Below are 25,105 nucleotides of genomic sequence, written 5' to 3' on the forward strand. Positions count from 1 at the left end.
GTTAAATGAAAGAAGGGCAGAAAAATAATACATGACAAAAATATAAGAGAGCAGGTGAAAAATATTGGAACAGGAAATTCAGGAGGCAAAAAGTTTATATTACAGCTATAAGCAGTATTTTTCAGACTATCTTCCGGCTTTGACGAAACTGGGGTTGAAAGTAGTAATGGCATTGCTGGTATTTGTGGGCGGGCGCAAAGTGATCCAGTGGTTTGTTTCTTTCATAAAGAAGTCCATGGAGCGTGCGTCTGTAGACAAAGGTGTGATCCAGTTTACAGGGTCGCTGTTGAGAATTGTACTTTACATTTTGCTGGTATTTAGCATTGCCACTCATTTTGGTGTAAAGGAATCCTCTATTGCAGCACTGCTTGGTACTGCCGGTGTAACGGTAGGTCTTGCATTGCAGGGCGGTCTTGCAAATATCGCAGGCGGGATCATGCTTCTGATCTTCAAACCATTTCAGGTTGGGGATTATATCATTATTGCACAGCAGAATGGGTGCGAAGGAACTGTATACAAAATAGAAATCTGTTATACAACTCTGATTTCCATAGATAACAAACATATTGTAATCCCAAATGGAACGCTGTCCGGCAGCATTATTACAAACGTAACTGCCAGAGATCTTCGTAAGCTGGAGATCAAAGTAGGAATTTCTTATGATTCAGACATTAAGAAAGCAAAAGCAATCCTGGAAGAAATTCTTCATAATGATGAAGATACGAAAGACGACCAGGGAATGGTGGTGTTTGTAGATGAGCTTGGAGAGAGCGCAGTGGTCATGGGCCTGCGTGTGTGGGTGGCTACGGAGAAATACTGGCCTGCCAGGTGGCGGCTTAATGAACTGATCAAAGAAGCGTTTGATGCAAACGGAATTGAAATCCCGTACAATCAGCTGCAGGTTCATGTGAAGAAACAGATATGATAACAACATAAGCCCTCTGAACCAACTATAAGGTTTAGAGGACTTATTGTTTGTACAGATTATAGCCAAATAATACCAAACAAGAATAAATAATCTTTGATTCATAGTGATTTATACCAATTTCATTGTCGAATATTGGTATAATACCACTAAAATAATATAAAATACGATAAAATAATTGACAATGCGACAATAGATTGCTATACTGGAGTCAAGTTAAACAACAAAGTGTTTTTATGAAGATGCAAAGGCGCATGTAAGTAAATGGATTGCTACACGATTTTTATACATTGCAAAGACGCAAAAATATAAAAACACTTTTTTTGTACCCAAAATTAACTTCGTGATTGTAACTAAGTAACAATGTACAGAAAGAAAAGGAGAGAAAACTATGAAAATGTACAAAAAAGTTATGGCAGCAGCTCTTGCAGGAGTAATGACAGTTTCCATGTCCGCTACAGCATTTGCAGCAGATGATGACGGCTATATTCTCAAAGCCACAAATGAAGATTCCAAATCATCCGACAATGATCTGGTGATCGCAATCGAAGGAAGCGTAAGCTCCATGGACCCGGCAAACATTCCGGATACAAACGCAATCTCTGCTACACGTGGTGTATACGAGACACTGGTTTCTTTTGACGAGAACCAGGAATTAACAGGCAAACTTGCTGAATCATGGGAAGTTTCCGATGACTCTCTTACTTATACTTTCAAACTTCGTCAGGGCGTTAAATTCCAGGACGGAACAGACTTCAATGCAGCAGCAGTTAAAGCAAACTACGATCGTGTAGTTAACAAAGACAACAATCTTCGTCAGAGAAGAACATTTATCGTAACTAACGAAGACGGATCTGAAACACCTCGTGTAGACAGCATTGAAACACCGGATGATTACACACTGGTTATCAAACTGACACAGGCATGGGCACCATTTATCAACCGTCTGACACAGTTCTGTATCATCAGCCCTGCAGCTCTTGAAGAGTATGGCAATGATATCATGAACCATCCATGCGGAACCGGCCCATATGTATGTACAGAATGGGAAGAGGGAGACCACACAAGCTTTAAGCGCAATGATGATTACTGGGGAGACAAACCGGGCGTTGACACTGTAACAATCAAAGAGGTTCCGGAAGCAGGTGCACGTACAGCTATGCTTCAGACAGGTGAAGCAGATTTCATCTATCCTACACCGTCTGACCAGATCGAAGCAATCAAAGGAACAGACGATGTAAATATCCTTACAACAGACTCCAACATCATGAGATATGTAACTCTGAACATGGATCTGGAACAGCTTTCTGATGTAAAAGTACGTCAGGCTATGAACTATGCGATCGACAAAGATGCATACATCCAGTTAATGTATTCCGGATACGGAAAACCGGCTACATCTGTAGTTCCATCTATCATCGGCGGATATGAAGAGCAGGAAGCTTACACATATGATGTAGACAAAGCAAAAGAACTTATGAAAGAAGCCGGATACGAAGACGGATTCAAACTTACTCTGTGGGGTGATAACACAACACAGGAAATCAAAGGTATGACATTTATTTCCCAGCAGCTTGCTCAGATCGGTATCGAAGTTGACGTTCAGCCAATGGAGCCTGCAACTGTAAGTGACAAGATTTATGTTGACAAAGAAGATGCCGAGATCAATATGTGGTATGTAAACTGGTCTGCATCTGACTTCACAATGGATGGTTCTTTACGTTCCCTGCTTTACAGCACAATGTGCCCTCCTACAAGTGCAAATACAGCATACTTCAACGATGCTGATTTTGATAAAGATATGGACGAAGGTCTTGCAACAGCTAACGAAGAAGAGCAGGCTAAATACTACGGCGATGCTCAGAAGATCGCATGGGAAGCATGCCCATGGTTATTCCTTGGCAATGACCAGATCATCTATTCTACAAAATCTTATCTGTCTGGCGTATATGTATCTCCGGATGGAGCATTTAACTTCGCAAATGCAACTTTAGCACAGTAGTAATTTGTTTGAGAACAGGCTGCGAAGAACATAAATCTGGCTGCCTGATCTGAAATTGCAGCAATTCCATAAAAATACTGCCGATACAGCAGTGTGAATACAGGACAAAGATGTTCAAACCGGAGAACTGCCATAAGATTTACTATGGCAGTTCTCTGACTATAAAGCATCAAATATAAACAACAGGTAAGAAAATGATAAGGAGGAAAAATATGGGACGTTATTTAGGTAAACGTTTGGCAAGCACGATCCCGCTGCTTCTGGTTATCTCATTCGTAGTATTTATGTTTATCCATATGATTCCAGGTGATCCGGCAAGACTGGTAGCCGGTCAGGATGCAACAAAGGAAGATGTGGCAGTTGTACGTGAACAGCTGGGACTGGATGAGCCATTACTTGTACAGTATGGTAAATATATGAAAGGTCTTTTTACAGGAGATCTGGGAAGCTCTATCAAAAACGGTAAAACCGTAGCAGAGACAATCGCACCAAGACTGAAACCAACTATCATGCTGACATTTTCATCCATGATATGGGCTGCGATCATCGGTATTGCAATCGGTATTATCGCTGCCGTATTTCATGGCAGAATTCTTGATTATGTAGGTATGATCATAGCAATCGCAGGTATATCTGTTCCAAGTTTCTGGTTAGGTCTGGAATTAATCCAGCTTTTCTCAGTAAGCCTGGGATGGCTTCCGACCAGTGGACTGGAAACCTGGAAGAGCTATATTCTTCCATCACTTACAATGGGAGCAGGAATCATGGCTGTACTTGCCAGATTCTCCAGGTCTTCCATGCTTGAGACCATGCGTGAGGACTATGTGCGTACCGCACGTGCCAAAGGTCTTTCTGAATCACTGGTTGTTATGCGCCATGCATTTAAGAACTCTCTGATCGAGATCGTAACAGTAGCCGGACTTCAGATCGGTGGTCTCCTTTCCGGATCTGTTATGGCAGAGACAGTATTCTCCATTCCCGGACTTGGACGTCTTCTGGTAGACTCCATCCAGATGAGAGATTACAAAGTTGTTCAGGCATTACTTCTGTTCTTTGCTACAGAATATATCCTGATCAACCTGATCGTAGATGTTCTTTATGGCGTGATTAACCCAAGAGTACGTTATGAGTAGAGGAGGAGAGAAGATGGCAGATAAGAACACAACATCAAACATTAACCTTGCTGCTGCCGAAGAACTCCCTAAGGCACAGAGCAAGTTCAAAGAATTTGTCAAGAAATTCATGAAGAGAAAAACAGCAGTGATTTCTCTGGCATTTATAGTATTTATTATCTTAATGGCAATCATCGGACCATATGTAGTTCCGTATGATCCACAGGCACCGGATTACACAGCTATGATGCAGGGGCCAAGCGCAGCCCACATCTGGGGAACCAATGAATACGGACAGGATGTTTTCTCCCGTCTGATGGTTGGTACCAGACTTTCTCTTACATGCGCGCTGACAGCGACGATCATTGGTACGGCTATCGGTGTTGTTCTTGGACTGATCGCAGGTTTCTACGGCGGAATTATCGATTCCCTGATTATGAGATGCTGTGATGTACTTTTCGCTTTCCCTGATATCCTGCTGGCTATCGCAGTTGTTGCCATCATCGGACAGGGTATGGTAAACGTTATGATCGCAGTTGCGGTATTTACAGTGCCGTCCTTCGCACGAATCATACGAAGCGCGACGATTTCCGTAAAGCAGGCTCCTTATGTAGAGGTTGCCCGTTCCCTGGGATGTTCAAACACAAGAATCCTGTTTGTACATATTTTCCCTGGTACGATCCAGTCTATGATCGTTAACTTTACCATGCGTGTAGGTACTGCAATCCTTGCTGCATCATCCTTAAGCTTCCTGGGATTCGGTGCAAACGTTACAGAGCCTGACTGGGGTTCCATGCTTTCCACAGGACGTAACTATCTGAATACAGCTCCTCACATGGTACTGTTCCCTGGTATTCTGATTTTCCTTACAGTTCTGGCATTCAACCTGCTGGGCGACGGTCTCAGAGATACCCTGGATCCAAAGATGAACTAGGAGGAAGAAACCATGGCAGAAAAATTATTAGAAGTAAAGAATCTCCGTACGGAGTTTAAAAGAGATAAAACATGGGTGACAGCAGTTAATAATGTAAGTTTCTCCATTCAGCCGGGTGAGATTCTTGGTCTGGTAGGAGAGTCCGGATGCGGTAAATCCGTAACTTCCCTTTCCATTATGAAACTTCTGGCGCGTAACAGTAAGATTTCTAACGGTGAGATCCTGCTTAATGGCAAGGATCTTCTCAAAGAAGATAAAAAAGGCATGAGAAAGATCAGAGGACGTGAAGTTGCCATGATCTTCCAGGAGCCGATGAACTCTCTGAACCCATGTATGAGAATTGAGAAACAGATGACAGAAGCAATCCTGCTCCATAACAATTTCTCAAAAGAAGAAGCGCACAACAGAGCATTCGAAGTACTGAGATCAGTAGGTATCCCTGAACCGGATATGACATTAAAGAGTTATCCGCACCAGCTTTCAGGAGGTATGTGTCAGCGTGTTATGATCGCTATGGCAATGTCCTGTGAGCCGGAGCTTCTCATCGCAGATGAGCCGACTACAGCCCTTGACGTTACCATTCAGGCACAGATCCTGGAGCTGATGGAGGACATCAGGGCAAAGAAGAATACAGGTATTCTGATGATTACACATGACCTTGGTGTTGTTGCTGAAATGTGTTCCAGAGTTGTTGTTATGTATGCCGGCCGAATTGTAGAAGAAGCGCCTGTGCAGGAACTTTTTGCAGATCCGAAACATCCATATACACAGGGGCTGATCGGTTCTGTACCGAAACTTGGAAGTGGTGTGGAATCTCTTCCGTCCATTCCGGGAAGCGTACCGGATCTGTCCGTAATGCCGAAAGGATGTAAGTTTGCACCGAGATGTAAATATGCAATGGATATCTGTCATCAGCAGGAGCCGGAGCTTGCAGATATCAACGAAGCAGGCACCAGAAAATGCAGATGTCATCTGCTCAACAAAACTGGAAAGGAGGCGTAACCTGTGAGCGAGCCGTTATTATCAGTAAAGAATATGAAGAAAACATTCCAGGCAAACGGAGGAATGTTCAGCAAAAAGAAATTTGTCCATGCTGTAAATGATGTATCATTCGATATCTATCCGGGTGAAACTTTCTCTCTGGTAGGTGAGTCCGGATGCGGGAAATCTACTACAGGTAAACTGATCGATCATCTGATCACACCGGATTCCGGTGAGATCTGGTTTGAAGGAAAAGAAATCTCCAGACTTTCCGAGAAAGAAATGCGTCCGCTGCGTTCTGATATTCAGATGGTTTTCCAGGATCCGTACGGTTCCCTGAATCCGAGAATGAAAGTTCAGGATCTCATCGGTGAGCCACTTCTGATCCACACAAACATGAGCGCAGGAGAGCGTCTTAAGAAAGTACATGAACTTCTCGGCACTGTAGGATTAAGTCCGTCTCATGGAGAGCGTTATCCACATGAATTCTCCGGTGGTCAGCGCCAGCGTATCGGAATTGCCAGAGCACTGACAGTGCAGCCAAAGCTGATCATTGCAGATGAACCGGTATCTGCCCTTGATGTTTCTATCCAGGCGCAGGTATTAAATCTTCTGCAGCAGTTACAGAAAGACTTTAATCTTACCTATCTGTTCATTTCCCATGACCTGAGTGTCGTTGAGATGATTTCGGACAGGATCGGTGTTATGTATCTGGGTACGATCGTAGAGACAGCTCCAAAGAAAGAACTGTATGCAAACCCGAGACATCCATATACAAGAGCACTTCTTTCCGCAGTTCCGATCCCGGATCCGGAAGTGAAGAAAGAGCGTATTACATTAAAAGGTGATCTTCCAAGTCCGAGTAATCCGCCAAGCGGATGTCTGTTCCATACACGCTGCCCACATTGTACAGAAAAATGTAAGACACAGGTGCCGACACCTGTTGAAATTGCACCGGGTCATATTGTAAAATGTCATTATCCAAAACTTACAGAATAGGAATTCCGAAATAACAATATTACACCTGAAGATGAACAGTGAAGAAAACAGGATTCACTGAAAGATACAGGTTATCATGAATGGATGAGGAAAGAGGGGGCTATGTTTACTGAGGAAAGACAGAGCGCAATAGAGAAATGTCTTCGTGAAAACGGAAAAGTCAAGGTTAAGGAATTGAGTGAAATGTTTCAGGTCACAGAAGACTGTATCCGAAAAGATCTTAAGATTCTTGAAAACGCCGGTAAGTTAAAGAGAACCTACGGCGGCGCAATCCTTTCACAGGATTATCCGCTGAAAAGAGACGTAGTAGACAGACGCCAGTTTAACCTTGACAAAAAGAGAACAATTGCAGCCAAAGCATTTAAACTGATTAAGAATAACGAAACGATTTTCCTTGATATTTCTACCACAAATATCGAGCTGGCAAAGCTTCTTGCTGCGTCAAATATGCGTGTGGTAGTGGTGAGCAATATGATAGATATCCTGCAGATCCTTGCCACAAATCCGTCCATTACTGCAATCGGTACAGGGGGAACAATGTATCAGACAGTAAACGGATTTATGGGAGCTGCAACGATAGAAGTGATCAAACAGTATAGCTTTGACCGTGCATTTATAGGAAGCTGCGGTGTGGATATGACTGATTGTGCAATTACTACATTGGGGGTAGAGGACGGATTGACAAAGAAAGCAGCCGTGCACAGCAGCAGACATAAATATGTTGTTATGGAAAGGGATAAATTCTATTTCAATGATTCTTATAAATATGCATACTTTGATGATATCAGCGGAATTGTTACGGATGAATTTCCAGATGATACGATCGTGAGTACACTGGAGAGAGCCGGGGTGAAATTGTTCTGATGCAGGTAAGTCTTCGGGGGACTTATCTGATCTGGTTAAATCAGTCAGCAGAAAGGATGATCTGTCTGGCTTAAATGAAAAAAGATGGAGGCAAGTACGTGAAAGAATATATTTTGGAAGCCTGTGTAGATTCTGTAGAATCTGCTATGGCAGCGGTTGAAGGAGGCGCAGACAGACTGGAACTTTGCGGTAACCTGATCATCGGCGGAACCACTCCGGGACCGTGGCTTTTTGATGAAATAAGAAAGCGTTCGGATATCAGGATCCATGCTTTGATCCGTCCGCGTTTTGGAGATTTCTGCTATACAGATGCAGAATTTTCCATGATAAAGCATGCAGTGGAAGATTTCAGGAAAATGGGTGCCGAAGGTGTTGTATTTGGGGTGCTGAAGCCGGATGGCACATTAAACATGGAACAGATGAAAGAGCTGATGGAGGCGGCAGGGGATATGTCGGTGACTCTTCACAGAGCTTTTGATGTATGTGTGGATCCAATAGAAACAATGGAACAGGCAATCTCACTGGGAATCAATACGATCCTTACTTCAGGTCAGCGTAATGTATGTCTGCAGGGGGCAGATCTGCTGAAGGAACTGGTAGAGAAGAGTCAGGGACGTATCACGATCCAGGCAGGAAGCGGCGTGGGAGCAGAAGTGATCCGCCAGCTTTATCCGCTTACAGGAGTCAGGGCTTATCATATGACCGGAAAGAGAGTCATTGACAGTGAGATGCAGTTTCGCAAGGATGGAGTCAACATGGGACTTCCGATGCTGAGCGAATATGAGATATGGCGTACGGATGTAGATAATATCCGTGCCGCAAAGAAAGTTCTGGAGGAATTATAATGGCAGAACCAAGAGTTTTTTTAAAAGAGAACAGGGGTCGAATTGAAGAGAACTACCTGGAGCAGGCAAAAAACCTGCCCCGGGTTTTTGCGCCTGTAGACGAGAGATTACAGAAATGTACAGAGGAAGTGGCACTTGCATGTAAATATTTATATGCGTTTATGCCGTACAGTGACATTGGCAATTATCCGTTTGAAGTATTTCTGGACTATGCGGAGAATGGTGTGAGGCTCTGGAAAGAGAATCCGCAGGTTGCAGACCTTCCTGAAGAAATCTTCCTGAATTATGTGCTGTTTCACAGAGTAAATGAGGAGGAGATCGCACAGTGCAGAACTTATTTCCGCGCAGAGATCGGAAGCAGAATACAGGGAATGAACTTCAGAGAAGCAGCGTTGGAAGTGAATTACTGGTGTGCCGAAGAAGCTACTTATCATTGTACAGATGACCGTACTTTATCTGCGATTTCTGTATACCGCAGAGGAAATGGCAGATGTGGTGAAGAGTCTGTATTCACTGTAAATGCACTGCGAAGCGTAGGCGTACCTGCCCGTCAGGTATATGCGCCGAAGTGGTCTCACTGCGATGACAATCACGCCTGGGTAGAGATCTGGTGTGACGGTAAATGGTACTTCCTCGGAGCCTGTGAGCCCGAAGAAATCCTGAATAAAGGATGGTTTACAAACGCTTCTTCCAGAGCAATGATGATCCATTCACGTGTGTTTGACACCAAAATCCCGGAAGGTGAGGTGATCGGCACAGATGGTATGGTGACCATGCTGAATGAATTGAAGAGGTATGCAGTAACCAAAGAAATTACAGTAACAGTAAAGGATGCGCAGGGGTTACCCACAGAGGGAGCTGAGGTTTCCTTTGAGGTGCTGAACTATTCAGAGTATGCACCGATCGCAGAGAAGAAAACAGACAGTAAGGGAACCGCCAGACTGACAACAGGACTTGGGAGTCTGCATATTTCCGCAAGAATGTGTTCTGACGGCGAGTGGTTCTATGCGGAAACAGTTATGAACACTGAGAAAGAAGATAACTGTGAACTTTGTCTGGTATCGCAGGATAAAAGAAATGACGGTGAATCAGAAAAGTGGACAGCAGCAGATATATTTGCTCCTCATGATGCACCTGTAAACACAGACATGCCGACTTTAGAACAGAAGGCGAAGGGAAATAAGCGTCTGACAGCAGCCAATGCACACAGAGAGCAGAAAGTAAGAAACTGGTCAAATCCGGAATGTGAACGTTTCCTGGAAAAAAAGGTAAACAGGATAGAAGAAGCCATTGCTGCCTCATACAGAGAAGATCTCCTGAGGGTTCTCACAGAGAAAGACAGAACTGACTGTATCAGTGACGTTCTGGAGGAACACCTGGAGCTGGCAATCCCATATCATGGTATGATGAAAAAGGATACCTTTGTATCTTATGTGTTAAATCCAAGAGTAGATGATGAAGTTCTTCAGAAATACAGAAGAGAGATTAAGAAGCATTTTTCCAGAACTGAGAAACAGGAGCTGAGAGATGATCCTTCCAGAATCTGGAATCTGATCGAGAAGGCAATTGTTTCCAGACCGGAGAAAGAGCGTTCCAGTGTGATCACAACACCGGCAGGATGCATAAGGACCTGTACAGGAAGCTTCCTGTCAAAGAAAATCCTGTTTGTTGCAATAGCGAGAACCCTTGGAGTAGCGGCAAGACTGAATCCACATGATCGTTCTATGGAATATATGGAAAACGGAAGATTCGTTCCTGTGCTTGCAAGAACAGAGAAGAACTGTACTCTGATCCTGAAAGCAGGAGAGACTGTACAGTGGAAATATTTCCAGAACTGGAGTATTGCAAAACTGGAGAATGGAAGATATACATCACTGAAACTGGGAGCAGAGAATTTCGAAGATCAGATCCTGAATCTGCCGTTGGAATCCGGAAACTACAGGATTCTTACTTCAAACAGACTTCCAAATGGAAATATGTTTGCAAATGAATATCATTTTGAAATTCAGCCCGGAGAGACAAAGGAGATCGAGTTGGTACTCAGGGAAGCAGATCTGGAGGATATGCTGGAGAATATTTCCATGCCGGAATTCATGCTGAAAACTGAGGATGGTACAGAAGTGAAAGCATCTGATCTTACAGCAGACGGAAAACATATCCTTATGTTTCTGGAAGAAGAAAAAGAGCCTACTGAGCATATCTTAAATGAAATGATGGAGCAGGAAGAGGCTTTCGCAGGATATGCAGAGCAGATTATTTTTGTAGTGAGAAGCAAAGAAGCACTGGAGACACCGACACTGTCCAAAGCACTTGCAAAGTTAAAAAATATTCAGATTTATTATGATGATTTCTCAGAGATTATCAATACTCTGGGAAGGCGTATGTACGTAGATCCGGACAAACTTCCGCTGATTATTGTGACGAATGGAACCCTGAATGGGATTTATGCGACCAGCGGTTACAATGTAGGAACCGGGGATATGCTGCTTAGATTAATGTAACAGAGCGATAAATAAGATGCCCGGAGATGACACCTGTGAGCATCTTCTGGTATTGCCGGATTACATTATTGTATAGATGTAAAGGATTGGATATTGAATTTGCATTTACATAAAGGAGATAAAAATCATGTATCAGTTTAACAGAAAAGAATATGAAGAACGTATGAAATGGTATCAGGATGCCCGTTTCGGAATGTTTATCCACTGGGGATTATATTCTATTCCTGCAAGAGGAGAATGGGTACGCAGTACAGAGGAGATGCCTGAGGAAGAATACCTTCCGTTTATGAAAGAATTTGATGCCAGAGACTATAATCCGAAACAGTGGGCAAAAGAGGCAAAGGCAGCAGGTATGAAATATGTGGTTCTGACTGCAAAACACCATGATGGTTTCTGTTTATTTGACAGTAAATACACAGATTATAAAGTTACCAATACACCTGCAGGAAGAGATCTGATCAAAGAATATGTGGAAGCTCTTCGCGAAGAAGGTCTGAAAGTCGGTCTGTATTTCACCTTACTTGACTGGCATCATCCGGACTATCCTCATTACGGAGACCGCATCCATCCTATGAGAAACCATCCGGAATGCAGTAATGAAAACAGAGATTTTTCTCGTTATATAGAGTATATGTACAATCAGGTGGAAGAGGTCTGCACAAATTATGGAAAAATCGATATTATGTGGTTTGACTTTTCCTATGACGATATGCGAGGCGAGAAATGGGGAGCAACCAGACTGATAGATATGGTCCGCAGATTACAGCCGGGAATCATCATTGATAACCGTCTGGAAGTCAGTGGTGAGGGAAGAGGATCTCTGTATGAATGCGATCCGACACCGTATCATGGCGATTTTATAAGCCCGGAACAGATCATCCCGCCGGAAGGAATCTGCGACAAAGAAGGGAATCCGATGGTATGGGAAGCATGCTTCACCATGAACAATAACTGGGGCTACTGCGCAAATGACCACTATTACAAACCTGCTTCCATGCTGATCAAGAAGCTGGTAGAGTGCGTTTCCAAAGGTGGAAATATGATTTTGAACGTAGGACCTGATGCGAAAGGTAAATTCCCGAAAGAGTCCTCTGCGATTCTGTCGGAAATCGGACGCTGGATGGATAAGAACCATGACAGTATCTATGGATGCGCTCCGGCAGCAGATATCCCGAAACCGGATTACGGACGTATCACCAGAAATGGAAACAAGTATTATGTCCATATTTATGAGAATACATTAGGACCACTGCCGCTGATCGGATTTGATAAGAATAAGATTGTGAAAGTACGTGCCCTGGATGACGGACATGAAGTGCCGATCTCTACTTTATGGGTACACAGCGATTATCCGGATATCGCATTTGTTGACCTTGGTCCGGATCCTGTACTGCCGGATCCTGTAGACTATGTGCTGGAAGTGGAGATGGCTGAATAAAGATATAGAATACAAAAAGCTGCCGTATGGCAGCTTTTTTGTATTTCTTAACCGAACTGAGATGCAGGTGTCTGCCTGGTTCAGCATCGGTTTCTCTTGTTTACGAAATAATTCAGAATCCCACCGCCTACGATAATAACAAGTGCAACAGCAACAACACGTTTCGCTGCTTCCTGCGGCATCTGGCTTTTGGAACCGATGGAATCGGAATAGAAAGTCAAGGTATAATTGATCTCATGAGGGGTACCCATGGCAGTAGTGTCTGCGATTACCGGCATGCTCTCATCCATAATGGTAACCGGGATCAGGAATTCAGAATTCGTTCCTTCCTCATTGACAGGGAGATATTTTTCACCGTCAACGATCATGTAATCATAATTAGAACTGCTCCACTGGATATCGGCAGTTACTTCGCCGTTTTTTACGGTGATCAAAGTCGGTGAAGTGACACTGGCTTTGCCGCTCCCGCCCTCCAGCTCTACCTGGATGGAATACTCCCCATCTTCTTTATCAAGAGTGAAAGCCTGTGCAGCAGGAACAGAAGTCCATACTGACAGACAGCAGATCAAAGTTGCCAGAACTGAAAAAATCTTTCTCATATTTCTTTCCTCACTTAAATTCGATAATTTTCATCATCCCACAATTGAAATTAATTGTCAATACTTTGTTGAAAAAGTTATCCTGTTTTAGTATAATAAAAGGTGCTGTCCGCACGCAACATCATTGAGAACGTAGTGAACAGTGAGCACAATAAATGAATATCTGTGAATTGCTTTGCTGCGAAGCAGCTCCTGCAATTCTGATATCATAAAAATGTATATGCAAATCACAGGAGGATATGGTAATGAGAGGAATTTTATACGGAGTAGGAGTTGGCCCCGGAGATCCGGAACTTATGACATTAAAGGCAGTGCGCCTGATCAAAGAGAATGATATTATTGCAGTACCGGGCGCAGAGGTGCGTGAAACAGTTGCATATAAGATCGCAGTACAGGCAGTACCTGAGCTTGCAGACAAAGAACTCCTGCCAATCTATATGCCAATGACACACGATAAGGCAGAACTGGAACTGAACCATGAAAAAGGAGCCAAGGCGCTGGAAGCAGCACTTGATACAGGTAAGAATGTAGTATTTCTGACACTTGGAGATCCGACTATCTATTCAACATTTTCATATGTGCAGAAGAGAGTAGAAGCAGATGGATATGAGACAAGACTGGTAAGCGGCATCACTTCCTTCTGCGCAACAGCAGCACGCCTGAATATCCCGCTTACAGAGTGGAACCAGCCTCTTCATGTACAGCCTGCAGTTCACCGCCTTGACAGTGAACTGGATCAGCCGGGTACCTATGTGCTGATGAAATCCGGCAAAAAGATGAATCAGGTAAAGGAAATTCTGGCAAAAAGCGGACGCAATATCCGTATGGTGGAGAACTGTGGAATGCCGGATGAGCATATTTACAACAGTGTAGAAGAAATTCCGGATGATGCAGGCTATTATTCTCTGATCATTGCAAAGGAACAGGATGGAGGATTATGATCGAAACCAGAGATCTGACAAAAACCTTTGACAATTTTACAGCTGTGGATTCCCTGAACCTGAAAATTGAAAAAGGGGAATTTTTTGGCCTTCTTGGACCGAACGGAGCAGGCAAGACAACGACCATCAGCCTGCTCTCAACCCTTCTTCTTCCGACAAAGGGAGAAATCCTCATAGACGGTCAGCAGCTTACGAGACAACGTCCTGATCTGAAAAGAAAAATCAGTGTGATCACCCAGGAATATTCTATGCGTCAGGATATGAATATGGATGAGATTATGGAATACCAGGGACGGCTCTATTTTATGCCGCGAAAGCAGATAAAAGAAAGAACAGAAGAACTTCTGGAGTTCTGTGACCTGCTGAAGTTTCGCAAACGTACAGTCCGTAAGCTTTCCGGTGGAATGAAGCGTAAGCTGATGGTCTGTCGGGCATTACTGACAGATCCGGAGATATTGCTTTTGGATGAACCCACAGCAGGTATGGATGCTCTTTCCAGAAGACAGATGTGGAATCTTCTGCGTAAGCTTAATGAGAAAAATCTGACGATCCTGCTGACTACTCATTATATGGAAGAAGCACAGAGTCTCTGTAATCGTGTGGCACTGATGGATCATGGTAAGCTGGAGGAGGTAAGTACTCCGTCAGCACTGATTGAGAGTCTTGGTGCTTATGCAGTGGACGAGATGACAGCAGATGGAACACAGAATCACTATTTCCATACACGACAGGAAGCAATCCGGTATCTGGAAGAGCTTACAGGGCAGGCGTCTCTTCGCGAGACAACACTGGAAGATGTCTTTGTAGAAAGAGCCGGGAAGCATTTGATTTCAAAATAGCAGATATTAACTGAATCAGGGAAGTCCCCTGCGGAGGTTGCGAAAAAAGTTAGAATAATCTGGAGAAAAATGTATGGGAATTATAACAATATTATGGGAGAAGTGGGTAGAATTCCGCCGGGATTTCTATAAAATCACACTGGCGGCAATGATTGCACCGCTAATGTATCTGATCGTATTCGGAATGGGAATCCAGACCACTTCTCATGGACAGCCATACCTGAACTTTCTGATTCCGGGTGTGGTATCACTGACAACTATGAACGGAAGCTTCAACGCCATTGCGCAGAACCTAAACGTACAGAGACTGTATGAGAAGGCTTTTGATCAGGTGATGATCTCCCCCACACCATTATGGCAGTTTATTGCCGGACAGATCATCGGGGGAAGTCTGCGTGGTCTGTATGCAGGAGGAATCATACTGCTTCTTACAGCACCTATTGAGACAGGACTGATCTTCAACGGATGGTCCTTTCTGGTGATGTTCCTGAACGGAGCAGTATTCTCAGCCATCGGCGTGGTGGTCTCCTTTCTGGCAAAGAATCACGCAGACGTGCCGAGGTTTTCCAATTATATCATTATGCCTATGGCATATTTGTGTAACACCTTTTTCTCAACAGAGAAACTTCCGGGATTTGTAGGCAAGTTTGTATCAGCCTTGCCATTATCCCAGACCAGCCATCTGATGAGAAGCATTTCATCAGGTGAGGCGGTGAATTACACTGGTATTGGGATTCTGCTTCTTTATCTGCTGGTGTTTACTGTAGCAGCATCATGGTTTATTTATAAGAAGAAAAATCTGTAACTGACTGACAAGGAGGAGCCTGTGCTCCTCCTTGATCTGTTTAAGTATTATATATCAATGTGAATTTTTGTAAAGAGAAAACAGGGAACCATATATGTTACTGTTCACACACCACTATCCCGCGAGGTGTTTTGGTATGAATATGCCAAAATCCCGAGACATACAAGCCCAAATTCCATTGCCGCAGGCAATCTGGAATGAATTTTGGCTACGTTACTGTGAACGGAGTGAACAGTAACGAAAACAGGGAACCATATATTGGCAGTATATCCAATTATTGACTTTTATCCTTTGGATGATATACTTAAATTATGTATAATAAACTTGTTAGCACACGAACAGTTGATTCTGGCATCTGTCCAGTTAAATTTTCACACAGCCATAATAACAGAAGAAAGGGCATACATTATATGAGTAAGCTAAAGATATTAATCGTTGATGATTCACAATTAAACAGAGAAATCCTTTCCTGTATGCTGGAAGATAAATATGATATCTGTGAAGCTGAAAATGGAAAGCAGGCAGTTGAAATCCTTGAAAGATGCCATAAGGATTTTAAGCTGGTGCTCCTTGACCTGATCATGCCGGTAATGGATGGTTATCAGGTACTTGCTGTTATGAAGGAAAAGCAATGGCTGGATATGCTGCCTGTTATCTGTATTTCATCAGAGACTTCCGAAGATAGCATCCGTCGGGTTTATGGGCTTGGAGCAAGTGATTACTTCACACGTCCCTTTGATGCAATGACGGTCTTTCATCGTGTTGAGAGTACGATTGCGCTGCATGATAAGATGACGGGAGACCTGCAGGATGCGATGAAAATGTTATCATCTATTTTTCACCGGATACTCAAGATTAATCTCTCGACAGATACTTATACAGTTATAAGAGGAAAAGACAGTACTGTTTCCATGCTTCCAAGTCTTTCTGAAAGCCTTAAAATGATGGCTGATTATAAGTATATTTATGAAGAGGATCAGGAAGAATATTTGAAATTCTGCAGTATAGATAATCTGAGAAGAGAACTTGCGAAAGGCAGAGAACGCATTTACCTGAACTACAGAACTCTGATAAAACAGGAGTACCGCTGGGTATGTATGGAAGTCATCAGAAGTGCAGAATATAAACCGGATGACCAGATTGCCATGATGTATATCCGGGATATCAATGATGAATATCTGAAACAGCTGGATAAGATCATACGTCATGCAAAAGATGCGTTTGCCTCAGTTACAGTAAATATTTCGGATGGAAGCTGTATTATGGCAAACAGCAGGATTGCTTCACTGGAGCTGAAAGATGTAAATGAACCACTGGATTCTTATATTGAACGGATCAGTCAGTCTATTCCGCAGAGAGAAGTGAGAACTCAGTACAGAAAGGTATTTTGTGTAGATAATCTGAGGGAGTGTCTGACACAGGGAAAAGATATGATCCAATGGGAATGTCCTGTGTATGCCGCAAAAGGAATCAGTCTGAGGATGATCAGAACCACAGTTGAGATGGTCCGGAACGTTTCTTATGACAGGCTGGAAGCACTGATCTATTTTTCTGATATTACAGAGAACTATTTTTCAGAGCAGATTCCGCATATGCTGTACAGAAAGAATTTTGACAGAATAGAGATTATTGACGGGCAGAGAGACTGTGTGAGACTGGATCATCCGGGTATCTGTGCCATGGAGATGGTTTTGGCAGAAGAGATCAGTTATTCCGGTTATGTTACTGAAGTTATGAAGAAATTTGTTCCGGATGATGAGAAATCCGTATATGAAAAATGTGTGCGTCTTGATACCATTCGGAAAGAACTGCAGGAGAAAGATAGATATTCTTTCTCTGTTCATCAGTTTAATAAAAAAGGGGAGAAATGTTTAAAGAACTATACATTTTTTTACCTCAATAAATTTTTTGACATTATTGTAGCTACAGTTGAGGATATTACGGAGAAATTTGAACAGGATATTCTGACGGGCGGATATAACAGACAGGGTTTTATCCGTCATGTGGAACGGATCCTGAAAGAAAGTGAAGACAGAACCGGATATGCGGTTGTATTTTTCGATATTAAGAATTTCAAGGCAGTCAATGAGCTTTTTGGAACAGAAATCGGAGATATGATGCTGCGCAAAGTGTACGAAGATGTCCGGAAATCAGAGCTGAAGCCTCTGGTATCGGCACGTGAGGACGCAGATCATTTTATCTGTCTGGTAGAACGTAAGAATCTCAATCTGGATATGCTTACCGGAATGTGTCAGAAGAAACTTACCCGGGGAGGAAAAACACTTCATTTGTCTGTCAAATGTGGGATTTTTATGCTTGAAAAGAAAAAAATGTCTGTGAATGGAATGATTGACAGGGCAAAGATTGCCCAGAGATATATTACAGATGAGTTTGTCCAGTCATATAAGATTTATGATTCTTCCATGAAGAATACATATATAGATAAAGCAACATTAGCAGGTGAACTGGAGGAAGGGATTGAGCAGGGACAGTTCAAAGTATATTTTCAGCCTGTTGTGGATGCAATGACCGGAAAGATTGCATCAGCAGAATCTCTGATCCGGTGGTTCCACCCGAAAAAGGGATTTATTTCGCCGGGTGTATTTATTCCTGCACTGGAGGAAAGCGGACATATTTCCGAACTGGATCTGTATGTGCTGGATTCGGTTAATGAATTTCAGAAGAAACGTTATCAGTCCGATAAGATCACAGTTCCGGTATCAACTAATCTGTCATGGATGGATTTCTATGATGAGACGATCATGAACTGGCTGGAGAAGAAATGTGCAGATGCTTCCATGCCGTCCGGTCTGTGCAGAATGGAGATTACAGAAACCTCCTATGCTGCCATTGAGGCAGACAGAAATGCAACTCTGGAGGCATTAAGAGAAGCAGGGATTCTGCTGCTCCTGGATGATTTTGGAAGCGGATATTCTTCCTTTGGAATGCTCCAGAATTACAACTTTGATATTATGAAAATTGATATGAGTTTTGTGCGGCAGATAGAAACCAATACCAAAACACGCAGTATTATCCGCTTCATCATTGAAATGGCACATACTATGGATATAAAGATTATAGCGGAAGGTGCTGAAACTAAAGAGCAGGTCGAGTTCTTAAGAGACAACGGCTGTGATTATATTCAGGGTTATTATTTTTACAAACCGATGCCGGAGGAAGAGTTTGTGAAACTGCTGGATGCCGGCAGATAACAGTTACATATAATAGTCTCGCATAAACTGTACAAACTGCTTTACATGGGGGTTCAGAATCCTGTTTTTGCTGTAGACTATATAGAAACTGCGCTTATGGGCAGCTTCCTCCAGCGGAAAGACAAGAATCTGCTTTGTCCTCTGCAGGTCATTGACAGAGCGTGATGAAAGAATAGAGATTCCCAGACCATTAACAATGGACTTTTTGATGCTTTCCAGGTCATTCATGCGGGCAATCACATTCAGATTGCCTGTTGTGATGCCTGTGCGCTCCAGAAAAAGGTCCATTTCTTTTTTTGTGCCGGAGCCCTTTTCCCTGAGGATAATAGGATCTTTCAGGAAATCATGAAAAACAGCGGGTGTTTCTCTGTCCTTGAGTGCAAGATAGTGATCTGTTACAGGAGTTGCAATAACCAGCTCATCATGGCAGAAAGGAATAAACACGCAGCTCTCATCACGTGTATTCTGGCCTACCAGAGCCAGATCTACAGTTCCGTCCAGTACCCGGCTGATGGATTCTGAACTGTCTGACTGTATGGAGTGAAAATAAACATCCGGGTGCGTTTTGCCGAAAGCAGCAAGCAGTTCCGGCAAAAGATAAGAAGAAGGAATGGTAGATGCAGCCAGATCTATCATATGTTTGTGGGCACCTGTAAAATTTTCAAGCAGGTTATTTCTGATTTCCAACATACGGACTGCACTGTCATAAAGCTGGTAGCCTTTGGCTGTGATCGTTGTTTTCTTTGTAGTACGGATGATCAGTTTCATATGCAGTTCATCTTCCAGGGAACGTATATGCGCACTGATCGTAGGCTGTGTCAGATAGAGGCGGCGGGCCGCCTCTGAGAAGCTGCCGTAGTCCACGACAGCGACGAATGCTTCTAACTGTTTAAATTCCATTGTGAAAATCTCCTTTTATGTACGAAAACGATGTACGAGTGTACCGACAAGTTGATTCTTGAAACAATCTTGCAGGATAAATTTTCTTATTTCAAGGCGGAGGAGAGAGGCTAGCGGTGGCTACGGCGACTGACGACAACGCGGAAATAAGAAATTTAGACGTAAGATTGTTCAAGAAATCAACTTGTTGGTACACTAGGATTGTTATAGTAATGCGGATAATGCATCTAAAGCAATATCCAGTTCCTGCTTTGTATTCTCAGATCCGAAAGAAAAACGGAGAGTACCCTCCGGGTATGTTCCAAGAGTTTTATGTGCGTTTGGTGCACAGTGAAGGCCGACTCTTGTCATAATTCCATAAGTACTGTCCAGCTCAAAGGCGGCCTGAGCCATGTCCATATGTAAGGTCTGGACGGATACAACTGCACAACGGTTTTCAATATTTTTTTTACCGATAATACGCAGAAATTTTTCTTCAGGATCCAGATTCAGGATACCATCTATAAAGTATTGTGTCAGCATTAATTCATGTTGGCGGATTTCTTCCATGGACTGTTTCTCCAGATCACAGAGTGCGGCATGAAGTCCCAGAATCCCAGGTATATTGGGAGTTCCGGGCTCGAAACGATCAGGAAGAAATGCCGGTACTTCTTCAGAATGAGAGGCGCTTCCTGTTCCACCGCTGATAAGAGGCTCAATCTGCGCTGCCAGTTTATTGCGGATCAGAAAGCCACCTGTTCCCTGTGGCCCTCTGAGTCCCTTGTGACCTGTAAATGCCAGTGCGTCTATGTGACATTTCTCCATATCAATGTTAATGGTTCCTGCCGTCTGTGCAGTGTCCAGAATAAAAAGAAGCCCATGTTCTTTGCAGAAATCTCCGATTTCCTGTGCTGGCATGACAGTTCCGCATACATTAGAAGCATGAAGACAGACCACAAGCTTAGTCTCAGGACGAAGGAGTGCGGTCGCTTTATCAAGCAGAAGACTGCCGTCAGAAGCGCATGGGATCCTGTCAAAAGAAATTCCATGTTTCTCCAGCTGTACAAGGGGACGCATCACTGCATTATGCTCCATGGCAGTTACAAGTACATGATCGCCGGGTTTCAGAAGTCCTTTCAGAAGAACATTCAGACTGGCAGTGATATTTTCTGTAAAAATAACATTCTTACCCTTTCCGGAAGTAAAGTGAAAGAGCTTCAGAAGCTGTTCTCTTGTCTCAAAAATCTGTTCTTCCACAGAATAAGCTGCCCGGTATCCTCCCCGGTTCACATTCACAGCAGAGCCTGCCAGGTAATCATAAACTGCCTGTGCAACAGATGGTGCCTTTGGAAAAGACGTACTGGCCTGATCCAGATAGATTTTATTCATAAATAAATCCTTTCGTTTGTCATGGGCGGAAACCTACTGCCTTTAGGGACGCCACTGAAAAACTGTTTTTTCATACTATATACAGTGTCTCAAAGTTGATTGATGTACTTTATTTTGTGTTAATTTATACGCAAAAAGGACTTTTTCAGTGGCCTTCTTTAGGCGGTGGGAGGAGCCTTGTAAATTGTTATCTATTATCCTTGACTCTCAATATATTTTTGTATAGTTGCTGATGACACTTCTCCAATGCTGCAAGCAAAATAACCATCTGACCAAAATATTTTTTTCTTCCAATACTGTTTTGATAAGACCGAATTATACTTTTGCCATAAGTAGTATGTTGTTTCCTGCTTTACAATTTTAACAATGTCGCATACTCTATCCGTTGCATCATAACTTAACAAAAAATGTATATGGTCTTTGTCTGTTTCCATAGCAATTATTTCGTAGCCACGAGTATTAGCTATATCGAGAATCTTTTGTTTCACATCATCAGCAATAGAGCCTTTTAGTATTTGTTTGCGGTATTTGGTTACAAGAACTATATGTACTTTCAGACTGTATTTTCGTCTGTTATGACGATTATATCTATAATCCATAAATCACCTCTGACAGTTATTGACGTTCACTAAATATTAGTATACACTATTGCTAGTGAAGTATCAATGAGAGGAATAAATTTTATGGAACAGATAACTATAACTGCAAAAGTTCAGATAGTTGCAACTGATACAGATAAAGTTTTGCTTAATAAAACAATGTCTGTTTATTGTGATGCCTGTAATTATGTTTCAGATTATGTATTCCGCACACATGACCTAAAGCAGTTCTCACTCAATAAAATTTTGTACTCTACTCTAAGAGAAAAGTTCAGTCTCAAATCACAAATGGCGCAGTCTGTTTTTAAAACGGTTATCGCAAGATATAAGACCATTCTTGAAAATCAGAATGAATGGATAAAACCATCTTTTAAAAAACCTCAGTACGACCTGGTTTGGAACAGAGATTATTCTTTAACTCAAAACTGCTTTTCCGTCAATACGCTTAATGGTCGTGTGAAACTTCCTTATTTTGCTGAGGGTATGTCTAAGTATTTTAACCATTCTATTTACAAGTTTGGTACTGCCAAACTTGTAAATAAACATGGTAAATACTATCTGCATATACCAGTTACCTATGAGGTTGAAGAAAGTAATATTTCTGATATTTGTAATGTTGTAGGTATTGACAGAGGTATTAACTTTGTTGTTGCAACTTATGACAGTAAACATAAGTCTGGATTTGTTAGTGGTAAAGCTATTAAACAGAAACGGGCTAATTATTCCAGGCTTCGTAAAGAACTTCAAATGCGACATACGCCATCCTCAAGGCGAAGACTAAAAGCTATCGGTCAGCGAGAAAACCGTTGGATGCAGGATATTAACCATCAGGTATCGAAGGCACTTGCCACCGGTAATCCAAAGCATACTCTCTTTGTATTAGAAGATTTGACTGGTATTCGCAATGTTACAGAACGTGTCAAAACAAAAAACCGCTATGTTTCTGTATCATGGTCTTTTTATGACCTTGAGCAGAAGCTGATTTACAAAGCGAAGCAGAATCAATCTTCTGTAATAAAGGTGGATCCTCGTTATACCAGTCAATGCTGTCCTGCTTGTGGACATACTGAAAAGTCTAATCGTAATAAGAAAATACATTTGTTTACTTGCAAAAACTGCGGTTATACGTCTAATGATGACCGTATTGGAGCTATGAATCTGTATCGTATGGGAATAAACTATCTTGCTGATAGCCAAGTACCCAATACAGTTGTAACAGAGTAAACTCTGCTACAAAGGGTGCTGTCAACCACCCAATGATGTAACGCCACTTTAGGCAGCAATGCCTATTGGGGATAAAAGGTCGGAGGCGTAAGCCGTTACTACGACTGGGCAGTTACAAGCCCATTACCTTTAGGTGATGGGTAGTTGACAGTAACAAATCCCCCGATTTTTATATAATTAAAGATTATATGATATGAGAATTGCAGGAGCTAGTTTGCTGCGGAACAATTCGTAGATATCAGGTTAGGGGCAAAATACTTTTTGCCCCTAACATCATTATAGTATAGCACAACTTATAAATAATTTCTATAAATAACTATAAAATACGGCTATAATGAATTAGTGATTTCAGCATAAAAATGATAAAATAGATACAAAGAAATTGTGCTGACAACAAAAAAAGTCAGTGCAAAAGGAGGAAAGAAATAAATGAAAAACGAAAAGGGAACCATAGTTCTGGCAGGAGGCGTAATCGGTCTGATCGCTGCAATTCTGGTGTTTTTTGGAAATCCGGCAAATATGGGCTTCTGTATTGCCTGTTTCCTGAGAGATACCACAGGTGCGCTGGGACTTCATTCAGCGGCAGCAGTTCAGTATATCCGCCCGGAGATCATTGGTCTGGTGCTTGGAGCATGTATCATTTCACTTGCTAAGAAAGAGTTTCGTCCAAGAGGCGGCTCTGCACCTGTGACCAGATTTACACTTGGCGCATTTGTTATGATCGGATGTCTGATGTTTCTTGGATGTCCTTTCCGTATGATTCTGCGTCTGGCAGGCGGAGACGGAAATGCTCTGTTTGGACTTGTTGGATTTGTAGCCGGTATTCTTACAGGAACTATTTTCCTGAAGAAAGGTTACACACTGAAACGTTCTTATAAGATGCCGAAGCTGGAAGGCAGTATTTATCCTGCATTCCAGATCGTGATGCTTCTGTTGTTGGTAGCTGCACCTGCATTTATCCATTTCACAGAGCCGGAAGGCGGACCTGGAGCAAAACATGCTGCAATTGTTATCGCACTGGCAGCAGGAATTATCGTTGGAATTCTGGCACAGAGAACACGTCTGTGTATGGTCGGCGGTATCCGTGATGCGGTACTTTTTAAAGAATATAAATTACTGTTCGGCTTTGCTGCAATTCTTGTGACAGCACTGGTAATGAATCTGATCCTCGGTGCAGTTACAGGAACATCCTATTTCAATCCGGGATTTGCGGGACAGCCGATCGCACACACAGATGGACTGTGGAACGCACTGGGAATGTATCTGGCAGGCTTTGGATGTATCCTTCTTGGCGGCTGTCCGCTGCGTCAGCTTATCCTGGCAGGAGAGGGAAACACAGATTCAGCTGTGACTGTTCTCGGTCTGATGGCAGGCGCTGCTTTTGCCCATAACTTCGGACTGGCATCTTCCGGTGAAGGTCCTACAGCAAACGGAAAGATTGCAGTTATTATTGGGATTGTGGTAGTTGCAGTAATCGCAGCAGTGAACTCCATGAGAAAAGAAGAAGCCTGATTGTCGGAATGCAGACATCATTTCCGCAATCAATACGCTCACTTTGCGGAAAGTATTTTTTTAGGATAATAAGCGGGAATCCTCGGCAATTCAATTACCGAGATGAAAGCGCAAACTGTGCATATCTGCACTCATAATAAATAAAAATAACAAAACGGTTTTCATTCAATTTCTCCCTATAAAAAGCTGTATCCAGCATTATAAAAAGAAAATATGTTCGATATTTTATTGCGGAATTTTTGATATCATGGTATTATATATGTATGAAAGAAAATCTTACACATTACCGTACTTGTGTGTGTAATGTTAATTATCATATGGTATGGTCAGTGAAATACCTGAAGGGGATCTCCGGCAGGAAACTTTTCGAATATTTTCCGGAAATAAGAAACCAGCTTTGGAAAGGGGAGCTGTGGAACCATTCCTATTATGTGGAAACGGTCGGAACTGTATCGGAAGAAAATATCCGCAGGTATATCGAACATCAGAGCAAAGCTTACTGATA

21 protein-coding genes are annotated in these 25,105 nt (G+C 42.6%); 17 read left to right on the top strand and 4 right to left on the bottom strand.

All coding sequences use genetic code 11. The annotated features are described in order from the left end of the window. Positions 1-64: 64 nt before the first annotated feature. The 10 genes from ACESZG_RS07315 (at position 65) to ACESZG_RS07360 (ending at position 12,601) form a co-directional block, all read left to right on the top strand. Positions 65-925: a mechanosensitive ion channel family protein gene (locus ACESZG_RS07315; RefSeq protein ID WP_008706292.1), complete on the top strand. Its 861-nt coding sequence runs from the start codon at positions 65-67 to the stop codon at positions 923-925. 391 nt (positions 926-1,316) lie between these two features. After that, positions 1,317-2,927 (top strand): glutathione ABC transporter substrate-binding protein, encoded by a 1,611-nt coding sequence (locus ACESZG_RS07320; RefSeq protein ID WP_022380018.1) that lies wholly within the window; start codon positions 1,317-1,319, stop codon positions 2,925-2,927. Positions 2,928-3,139: 212 nt separating this feature from the next. Continuing rightward, positions 3,140-4,060, top strand: coding sequence for an ABC transporter permease (locus ACESZG_RS07325; RefSeq protein WP_055150720.1), 921 nt, complete (start codon positions 3,140-3,142; stop codon positions 4,058-4,060). A 13-nt stretch (positions 4,061-4,073) separates the two neighbouring features. Further along, positions 4,074-4,973, top strand: a complete 900-nt coding sequence (locus tag ACESZG_RS07330; protein WP_020993648.1) for an ABC transporter permease — start codon at positions 4,074-4,076, stop codon at positions 4,971-4,973. A 12-nt stretch (positions 4,974-4,985) separates the two neighbouring features. Then, entirely contained in the window at positions 4,986-5,975 is a 990-nt protein-coding gene (locus ACESZG_RS07335) for an ABC transporter ATP-binding protein (RefSeq protein ID WP_373217861.1), read from the top strand. 3 nt (positions 5,976-5,978) lie between these two features. Then, positions 5,979-6,953, top strand: coding sequence for an ABC transporter ATP-binding protein (locus ACESZG_RS07340; RefSeq protein ID WP_081018937.1), 975 nt, complete (start codon positions 5,979-5,981; stop codon positions 6,951-6,953). Between the two features lie 102 nt (positions 6,954-7,055). Further along, on the top strand, positions 7,056-7,817 hold the full coding sequence (locus tag ACESZG_RS07345) for a DeoR/GlpR family DNA-binding transcription regulator (RefSeq protein WP_025578860.1): 762 nt from the start codon (positions 7,056-7,058) through the stop codon (positions 7,815-7,817). A 98-nt stretch (positions 7,818-7,915) separates the two neighbouring features. After that, entirely contained in the window at positions 7,916-8,662 is a 747-nt protein-coding gene (locus ACESZG_RS07350) for a copper homeostasis protein CutC (protein WP_008706301.1), read from the top strand. Continuing rightward, on the top strand, positions 8,662-11,163 hold the full coding sequence (locus tag ACESZG_RS07355) for a transglutaminase domain-containing protein (RefSeq protein WP_373217863.1): 2,502 nt from the start codon (positions 8,662-8,664) through the stop codon (positions 11,161-11,163). The genes ACESZG_RS07350 and ACESZG_RS07355 overlap by 1 nt, the downstream gene beginning before the upstream one ends. A 127-nt stretch (positions 11,164-11,290) precedes the next feature. Next, positions 11,291-12,601, top strand: a complete 1,311-nt coding sequence (locus ACESZG_RS07360; protein ID WP_008706305.1) for an alpha-L-fucosidase — start codon at positions 11,291-11,293, stop codon at positions 12,599-12,601. Between the two features lie 80 nt (positions 12,602-12,681). Here the strand turns inward: ACESZG_RS07360 and ACESZG_RS07365 are convergent, their stop codons facing one another. Beyond that, the gene (locus tag ACESZG_RS07365; protein ID WP_008706306.1) at positions 12,682-13,200 is read right to left on the bottom strand and encodes a hypothetical protein; all 519 of its coding nucleotides are present in this window, start codon (positions 13,198-13,200) and stop codon (positions 12,682-12,684) included. A gap of 245 nt (positions 13,201-13,445) precedes the next feature. On the opposite strand from ACESZG_RS07365, the gene cobI reads away from it, so the two are divergent. The 4 genes from cobI to ACESZG_RS07385 all read left to right on the top strand — a co-directional run bounded on the left by cobI (position 13,446) and on the right by ACESZG_RS07385 (position 18,997). Then, complete coding sequence (gene cobI, locus ACESZG_RS07370) at positions 13,446-14,141, top strand: precorrin-2 C(20)-methyltransferase (protein WP_008706308.1); 696 nt, start codon at positions 13,446-13,448, stop codon at positions 14,139-14,141. After that, positions 14,138-14,980, top strand: a complete 843-nt coding sequence (locus tag ACESZG_RS07375; protein ID WP_008706310.1) for an ABC transporter ATP-binding protein — start codon at positions 14,138-14,140, stop codon at positions 14,978-14,980. The genes cobI and ACESZG_RS07375 overlap by 4 nt, the downstream gene beginning before the upstream one ends. Positions 14,981-15,053: 73 nt before the next feature. Continuing rightward, positions 15,054-15,785 carry an ABC transporter permease gene (locus tag ACESZG_RS07380; RefSeq protein WP_008706312.1) on the top strand — a complete coding sequence of 244 codons (732 nt, stop codon included), beginning with the start codon at positions 15,054-15,056 and terminating at the stop codon, positions 15,783-15,785. A 410-nt stretch (positions 15,786-16,195) separates the two neighbouring features. After that, positions 16,196-18,997 carry an EAL domain-containing protein gene (locus ACESZG_RS07385; RefSeq protein WP_172679317.1) on the top strand — a complete coding sequence of 934 codons (2,802 nt, stop codon included), beginning with the start codon at positions 16,196-16,198 and terminating at the stop codon, positions 18,995-18,997. Positions 18,998-19,000: 3 nt separating this feature from the next. Here ACESZG_RS07385 and ACESZG_RS07390 read toward each other — a convergent pair whose 3' ends face one another. From ACESZG_RS07390 to tnpA (ACESZG_RS07400), 3 genes are all read right to left on the bottom strand, one after another. Continuing rightward, entirely contained in the window at positions 19,001-19,897 is an 897-nt protein-coding gene (locus ACESZG_RS07390) for a selenium metabolism-associated LysR family transcriptional regulator (protein ID WP_055060097.1), read from the bottom strand. Positions 19,898-20,101: 204 nt separating this feature from the next. Then, positions 20,102-21,265, bottom strand: coding sequence for an aminotransferase class V-fold PLP-dependent enzyme (locus tag ACESZG_RS07395; RefSeq protein ID WP_373217866.1), 1,164 nt, complete (start codon positions 21,263-21,265; stop codon positions 20,102-20,104). Between the two features lie 194 nt (positions 21,266-21,459). Then, positions 21,460-21,864, bottom strand: a complete 405-nt coding sequence (gene tnpA / locus ACESZG_RS07400; RefSeq protein WP_368222922.1) for an IS200/IS605 family transposase — start codon at positions 21,862-21,864, stop codon at positions 21,460-21,462. Between the two features lie 84 nt (positions 21,865-21,948). On the opposite strand from tnpA (ACESZG_RS07400), the gene ACESZG_RS07405 reads away from it, so the two are divergent. The 3 genes from ACESZG_RS07405 (at position 21,949) to tnpA (ACESZG_RS07415) (ending at position 25,103) form a co-directional block, all read left to right on the top strand. Further along, complete coding sequence (locus ACESZG_RS07405) at positions 21,949-23,088, top strand: RNA-guided endonuclease TnpB family protein (RefSeq protein ID WP_008706320.1); 1,140 nt, start codon at positions 21,949-21,951, stop codon at positions 23,086-23,088. A 429-nt stretch (positions 23,089-23,517) separates the two neighbouring features. Beyond that, complete coding sequence (gene yedE, locus ACESZG_RS07410; protein ID WP_055060098.1) at positions 23,518-24,600, top strand: YedE family putative selenium transporter; 1,083 nt, start codon at positions 23,518-23,520, stop codon at positions 24,598-24,600. A gap of 227 nt (positions 24,601-24,827) precedes the next feature. After that, entirely contained in the window at positions 24,828-25,103 is a 276-nt protein-coding gene (tnpA, locus tag ACESZG_RS07415) for an IS200/IS605 family transposase (RefSeq protein WP_271742474.1), read from the top strand. Positions 25,104-25,105: the final 2 nt, after the last annotated feature.

Origin of the sequence: Blautia sp. Marseille-P2398 (genome assembly GCF_964240315.1) — a bacterium.
Taxonomy (GTDB): Bacteria; Bacillota; Clostridia; order Lachnospirales; family Lachnospiraceae; genus Blautia_A; species Blautia_A wexlerae.

Excerpts from the sequence above, each read along its gene's own strand:
- ACESZG_RS07320 (WP_022380018.1), top strand. The coding sequence starts at position 1,317 with ATGAAAATGTACAAAAAAGTTATGGCAGCAGCTCTTGCAGGAGTAATG.
- ACESZG_RS07325 (WP_055150720.1), top strand. The coding sequence starts at position 3,140 with ATGGGACGTTATTTAGGTAAACGTTTGGCAAGCACGATCCCGCTGCTT.
- ACESZG_RS07330 (WP_020993648.1), top strand. The coding sequence starts at position 4,074 with ATGGCAGATAAGAACACAACATCAAACATTAACCTTGCTGCTGCCGAA.
- ACESZG_RS07335 (WP_373217861.1), top strand. The coding sequence starts at position 4,986 with ATGGCAGAAAAATTATTAGAAGTAAAGAATCTCCGTACGGAGTTTAAA.
- ACESZG_RS07345 (WP_025578860.1), top strand. The coding sequence starts at position 7,056 with ATGTTTACTGAGGAAAGACAGAGCGCAATAGAGAAATGTCTTCGTGAA.
- ACESZG_RS07355 (WP_373217863.1), top strand. The coding sequence starts at position 8,662 with ATGGCAGAACCAAGAGTTTTTTTAAAAGAGAACAGGGGTCGAATTGAA.
- ACESZG_RS07360 (WP_008706305.1), top strand. The coding sequence starts at position 11,291 with ATGTATCAGTTTAACAGAAAAGAATATGAAGAACGTATGAAATGGTAT.
- ACESZG_RS07365 (WP_008706306.1), bottom strand. The coding sequence starts at position 13,200 with ATGAGAAAGATTTTTTCAGTTCTGGCAACTTTGATCTGCTGTCTGTCA.
- cobI (WP_008706308.1), top strand. The coding sequence starts at position 13,446 with ATGAGAGGAATTTTATACGGAGTAGGAGTTGGCCCCGGAGATCCGGAA.
- ACESZG_RS07375 (WP_008706310.1), top strand. The coding sequence starts at position 14,138 with ATGATCGAAACCAGAGATCTGACAAAAACCTTTGACAATTTTACAGCT.
- ACESZG_RS07380 (WP_008706312.1), top strand. The coding sequence starts at position 15,054 with ATGGGAATTATAACAATATTATGGGAGAAGTGGGTAGAATTCCGCCGG.
- ACESZG_RS07385 (WP_172679317.1), top strand. The coding sequence starts at position 16,196 with ATGAGTAAGCTAAAGATATTAATCGTTGATGATTCACAATTAAACAGA.
- ACESZG_RS07390 (WP_055060097.1), bottom strand. The coding sequence starts at position 19,897 with ATGGAATTTAAACAGTTAGAAGCATTCGTCGCTGTCGTGGACTACGGC.
- ACESZG_RS07395 (WP_373217866.1), bottom strand. The coding sequence starts at position 21,265 with ATGAATAAAATCTATCTGGATCAGGCCAGTACGTCTTTTCCAAAGGCA.
- tnpA (WP_368222922.1), bottom strand. The coding sequence starts at position 21,864 with ATGGATTATAGATATAATCGTCATAACAGACGAAAATACAGTCTGAAA.
- ACESZG_RS07405 (WP_008706320.1), top strand. The coding sequence starts at position 21,949 with ATGGAACAGATAACTATAACTGCAAAAGTTCAGATAGTTGCAACTGAT.
- yedE (WP_055060098.1), top strand. The coding sequence starts at position 23,518 with ATGAAAAACGAAAAGGGAACCATAGTTCTGGCAGGAGGCGTAATCGGT.